Annotated in this window: 5 protein-coding genes; 3 read left to right on the forward strand and 2 right to left on the reverse strand. The window is 49.0% G+C overall.

Annotated elements, in window-relative coordinates; genetic code table 11:
• Positions 1–212: 212 nt before the first annotated feature.
• Together ABJU74_RS04015 and ABJU74_RS04020 are read right to left on the reverse strand one after the other, a co-directional pair.
• A complete protein-coding gene (locus ABJU74_RS04015) occupies positions 213–668 on the reverse strand; it encodes a (2Fe-2S)-binding protein (RefSeq protein WP_348384582.1) in 456 nt (151 codons plus the stop codon).
• Between the two features lie 13 nt (positions 669–681).
• A complete protein-coding gene (locus ABJU74_RS04020) occupies positions 682–3,066 on the reverse strand; it encodes a molybdopterin cofactor-binding domain-containing protein (RefSeq protein WP_348384583.1) in 2,385 nt (794 codons plus the stop codon).
• Positions 3,067–3,188: 122 nt separating this feature from the next.
• Here ABJU74_RS04020 and ABJU74_RS04025 point away from each other — a divergent pair, with 122 nt between their 5' ends.
• The 3 genes from ABJU74_RS04025 to ABJU74_RS04035 form a co-directional block, all read left to right on the forward strand.
• Complete coding sequence (locus tag ABJU74_RS04025; RefSeq protein WP_348384584.1) at positions 3,189–3,722, forward strand: TetR/AcrR family transcriptional regulator; 534 nt, start codon at positions 3,189–3,191, stop codon at positions 3,720–3,722.
• Between the two features lie 53 nt (positions 3,723–3,775).
• Entirely contained in the window at positions 3,776–4,282 is a 507-nt protein-coding gene (locus ABJU74_RS04030; protein ID WP_348384585.1) for a nuclear transport factor 2 family protein, read from the forward strand.
• A 64-nt stretch (positions 4,283–4,346) separates the two neighbouring features.
• On the forward strand, positions 4,347–5,096 hold a 750-nt coding region (locus tag ABJU74_RS04035; RefSeq protein WP_348422663.1), incomplete at its 3' end, for an aldehyde dehydrogenase family protein.

The raw sequence follows: 5,096 nt of genomic DNA on the forward strand, positions 1-5,096 counted from the left end.
GAGAAAGGGTCAAACAACAGACACTTAAACAACGGCGCTTGCTTCACAGCAAGTTAGCCGCCTAATATCAATCAACCAGATGGTGCCAAACACTCAGCTATCTTAACTAGCCATGTGTCTCAAATTATCTGACGACGGACATTCCCGAAAGCGGACACTAGGCGATTCGGCTTTGATTCACGGAAAATTTATGAGTTAGTATGGAGCAAAAACTATAAACCTTGGGCTGCTTCCTTGATTGCTCGTCGGATGCTCATATAGGTCGCACAGCGGCAGATATTGCCACTCATTGCAGCATCGATATCTTCATCACTTGGGTTAGAATTTTCTTCTAACAACGCAGTTGCCGCCATGATTTGACCGGACTGGCAATAACCACATTGCGGAACGTCATTTTTGATCCAAGTCGAACGGATCGCATCGGCTGCGCTGCCTTTTACGCCTTCGATAGTGGTAATTTTTGAGCCCTCCAGAGAATCATGCGGTATGATACAGGCGCGAGTGGGCACATCTTCGACATGGACGGTACAGGCGCCACATTGCGCAATCCCGCAACCGAACTTGGTTCCTGTCATTTTCAGATGATCACGCAATACCCATAGTAGCGGAGTACCGGCAGGAGCATCGACGGTTTCGTTTTTTCCATTGATATTGAGCGTTATGGCCATGAGCTATTCCTGATTAAGAAGTCTGCTTAGTGGGAAGCGACAATTTGCTTCCTGAGGCCCCGATGATCGGCAGTTTGCGGATACGGTGACCGGTTGCATTGAATATTGCGTTAGTCAGTGCTGGTGCGGCAGGCGGCGTGGCTGGTTCGCCAACACCGGCAGGTGCGCTGTTTGCCTTTACGATCTGAACGTTAAAAGCGCGAGGCGCTTCGCCCATGCGCAATACCCGCCATGACGGAAAGTTATCCTGCACAACGGCGCCATTTTTTGCGGTAATTTCACCAAATAGCGCATTGGACAGACCGTAAATCGTGCCGCCCTCCATCTGCGCCTGCGTGTGGCGCGGATTGATCACAGTCCCCGCATCAACAGCAAGCCACACACCAGGAATAGTTAGCGCTCCTTCAGGACTGACCGCAACTTCCACTACTGTCGCGATATAAGACAGGAAAGACCGGTGGACGGCAATTCCCAATCCATGGCCTTCGGGCATCGAGCGTCCCCATTTTGCGATGTCCGCGGCGATATTAACAACGTTGGATAGCCGTGCAGTTTCTATCGGATATTCTTCGATCGATGCGTCATAATTGGGATAGGTTGCCCCTTCACTGCCAAGGTCCAATGTGCGGGCGCCACCGATAAGTTCCAGCAAATAATCTTTCTGATCCCGGCCTGCTGCATGAGCCAGTTCCGCCGCAAAGCTTTGCACCGCAAATGCGTGATAGATATTGGCGACCGAGCGCAGCCATCCGATCCGCAAATGACCTTTGGCATTTCCCGATTCCACTTGTAGGTTCGGCATGTTAAACGGGACATCAGTCGCGCCCATTCCCATTTCACCATCGGTAGGAATATCCATTCCGGGTGAAAATGTAGATGCTATAGGCGGGAAGACTGTGCGGTGAAGATAAGAATTAGCTTTCCCATCTGCATCCAATCCGGCTTCAAGCCGCTGCGCACTCACCGAATGATAATAGCCATGGCGGACCTCATCTTCGCGAGTCCAGGTTACCTTGACGGGACGTCCCACTTCTTTGGCAATGATCGCGGCTTCGACCACAAAGTCTGGTTTTGACTTGCGTCCGAATGCCCCGCCCAGCCAAGTTGCATTGACTGTGATATTCTCTTTATCAATCGCCAATAAATCCGACAGCGTCTGCCGGGTGGCTTGAGGGTCCTGCACACAGGCCCAGCACTCCAGCTTATCACCATCCCACCGCGCGGTGGCGACAGGTGGTTCCATGGGCGATTGCGTTAAATGAGGTGTATAATATTCCGCCTCCACGCGCTTACTCGCGTTCGATAGTCCAGTGGAAACGTCTCCGCGCTTTCTTCTAATGGTTCCGGACTGTTTGGCCGTCTGGATCATCTCTTCGCCGAAGGCTTCCGAATCATAACTGGCATTGGGACCATCTATCCAATCAATCTCCAGTGCATTGCGGCCCTGAATGGCGGCCCAGGTGTCCGACGCAACAACTGCAACTCCGCCCAATGCCTTAAAAAGAGCAGGCGGCGTTGCATCCGGCAATTTGACCGTGCGTATCACCCCTGGAACTGCCAAGGCTTTTGCATCGCGCACCGCTCCTGTTTTTCCAAAAACCTGCGGCGGCCTAGAAACAACGGCATAGACCATATTCGGAATATCGACATCAATCCCATAGGTACTTTCGCCGCGCGTAATTTTGGGAACGGTAAGTGAGGCTATATCCTTGTTGATATACCGCCAATCTTTTGGATCTTTCAGCGAAACCTTGGCTTCTTCGGGAACTTGGAGTTTTGCAGCGACCTTCGCCAAATTGCCGTAGGATAGCGTATCGCTATTCTGATTATTGCTTACCTTACCGAGCGTTGCTTCGCATTCGGATGGGTCCATCTTCCAATAGATTGCAGCGGCTTCCACCAACATCTGCTTCATTGCAGCACCGGCCACACGCAAGCGATGGAAATTATAACGGACTGAGCGCGAACCGTCGGTATTTTGATCACCATAGCGTTCATGGCCAACGGCCTGCACAATTTCTACATTTTCCCAATCAGCATCTAACTCGTCGGCGACAATTTGGGCCATGGATGTCCAAACCTGTTGACCCATTTCAGAGCGATGACAGGTAATCTTGATAGCGCCATCTTCTTTAATTGATATCCATAACGCGGGAGTTGCGTTACCACCTTTCACCTCAGTTAATGGGCTAGGTCCAGCTTTTGGTATATCTAGGCTATCGGGATCTATTTTAGGCTCTACATAGCGAGAACAACCGGCAAGTGCGACACCAACAACAAACAAGCTTGATCCAGCCACAAATCCCCGCCGCGATAAGTTCGTGATATTTGGAGTATCTGAATCGGTTACCTGCTTTTTTTCTCCACCAGGGATAACCCCTATGTCATGCAAGAACATTCATAGTCTCCTAGTCGGTTGGTCGGCATAAGCTGAACGGTCGAAATTCTTATCATAAAAAAGGGGTTGTCAAATTATCGAATCAGCCTATCTATATACAAATAGATTAGATTGTAAAGATTATGACTGACACCAAAACCAAAATATTAGACTTAGCTGAATGTTATACCCAAACGAGAGGGTTTAACGGGTTTAGCTATATTGACCTTGCTGATGCGGTTGGGATTAAGACGTCCAGCATCCATTATTATTTCAAGTGCAAGGATGACCTCGCCGCAGCTTTGGTGGAGCGCGTTCGGAAAGCCCATTCCGAGGGTTTTGATAATATAGAAGTCAGTATTACATCTCCAAAGAAGCGATTGGAAGCTGTAATCGCATTTTTCCAGCAATATGCAGTCGATGAAAAGTTCTGCCTTTGCGGGATGATGGTAGCGGAGCTGCAATCAGTAAGTCCACATGTATCAATCTTGGTGGACTTGTACTTCAAGGATTTTCAGGCATGGCTTGCCCGTCAATTTAAAGAAGCTGGACATACAGATGCCAAGCGCCAGGCGCTCAGTTTTCTTAGTGCCTTAGAAGGTTCGTTGTTGATCGCTCGCGTGCGGCGTGATCCAAAACTGGTTCGCGAGGCTTTAAGAGGTTTTTTGAAGACTTGAATATATTTTTAACTCCATTATCTATGCATATATAGATAGACAGGATCGTGATTATGAACAAAATATTCTCCCTCTTTCCATTTGCCATGCTGCTCATGCTGCCGGTGACAGCTGTACAGTCCCAATCCCCGGCCCAAAGAACAGACATCGTATCAAGTGCTGATATTTCCAAAGAATCCAAGGCGGATGAAGCGCACAGCTTTGTCGAATATAAAGCCGTTAAAGCTGCTTTGCAGCCATATATTCAATCCGCCACAACAGGTAACGGAGAAGTAATTCGCACTGCTTTTTACGATCATGCCCATATTGTCGGTTCGGCAGGCGGTGTTTTTAATAATGTTAATTTGAACACCTTTGCCAAGAATATTAGCGGCTCAGGCCCCTCCCCTGACGTAAAGCACCATATAGCTTGGATTGATATTTCCGGCCCGGCTGCTGCTGCAAAAGTTGAGTTCATTAACTGGCGCGGTAATCGCTTCACTGATTTCTTCATACTCTACAAAAAAGACGGCGAATGGAAAATCAGCGGCAAAGTCTACGACGCTCATTCAAATAACTGATCATAGTGAGGTATCAACGATGCTTTCAACCGAGAAAGCATCTCTGAACCCATTGGAGAAAACCATGCAAGAAGCACTTGAATTTTACATTGATGGTCAATGGCAACAGTCACAAAGTGACGCCCGCATTGAAGTCACCAACCCGTCAACAGAAGAGGCTTATGCCGTCATCGCCCTTGGTGGTGATGCCGATACAAATGCCGCTGTGACCGCCGCCAATACCGCTTTCGACGGTTGGAGCCAAACTAGTAAAGAAGAACGTCTGGCTCTGCTAGAAAAGCTGCTGGACATTTATGGCCGCCGCGCAGGCGAGATGGGTGAAACTATCTCAAAAGAAATGGGGGCCCCGATTGATTGGGCAAAGGGCGCGCAAGCAGGTTCCGGCTTTGGCCATATCAAGAATTTCATAGAAACTTTGAAAGAGTTTGAATTCGACCGGCTACTCAATGACAATGCTCCAAATGATCGCATATTGTACGAGGCGGTCGGCATCTGCGCTTTGATCACGCCTTGGAATTGGCCAATTAATCAGGTGACATTAAAGGTTATTGCGGCGCTTGCAGCGGGTTGCACAATCATTCTTAAACCGTCCGAAATCGCTCCCATGTCTGCGCTTATTTTTGCAGAAATGATCGATGAAGCGGGTTTCCCCAAAGGCGTGTTCAACTTGGTTAATGGTGACGGCATGGGTGTTGGCACCCAATTGACCAGCCATCCGGACGTAGACATGGTTTCATTCACCGGATCGACCCGTGCTGGCAAGCTGATTTCCAAAAGTGCGGCCGACACGGTCAAGCGGGTCCATTTGGAGCTT

The organism is Parasphingorhabdus sp. (genome assembly GCF_039982415.1).
GTDB lineage: Bacteria > Pseudomonadota > Alphaproteobacteria > Sphingomonadales > Sphingomonadaceae > Parasphingorhabdus.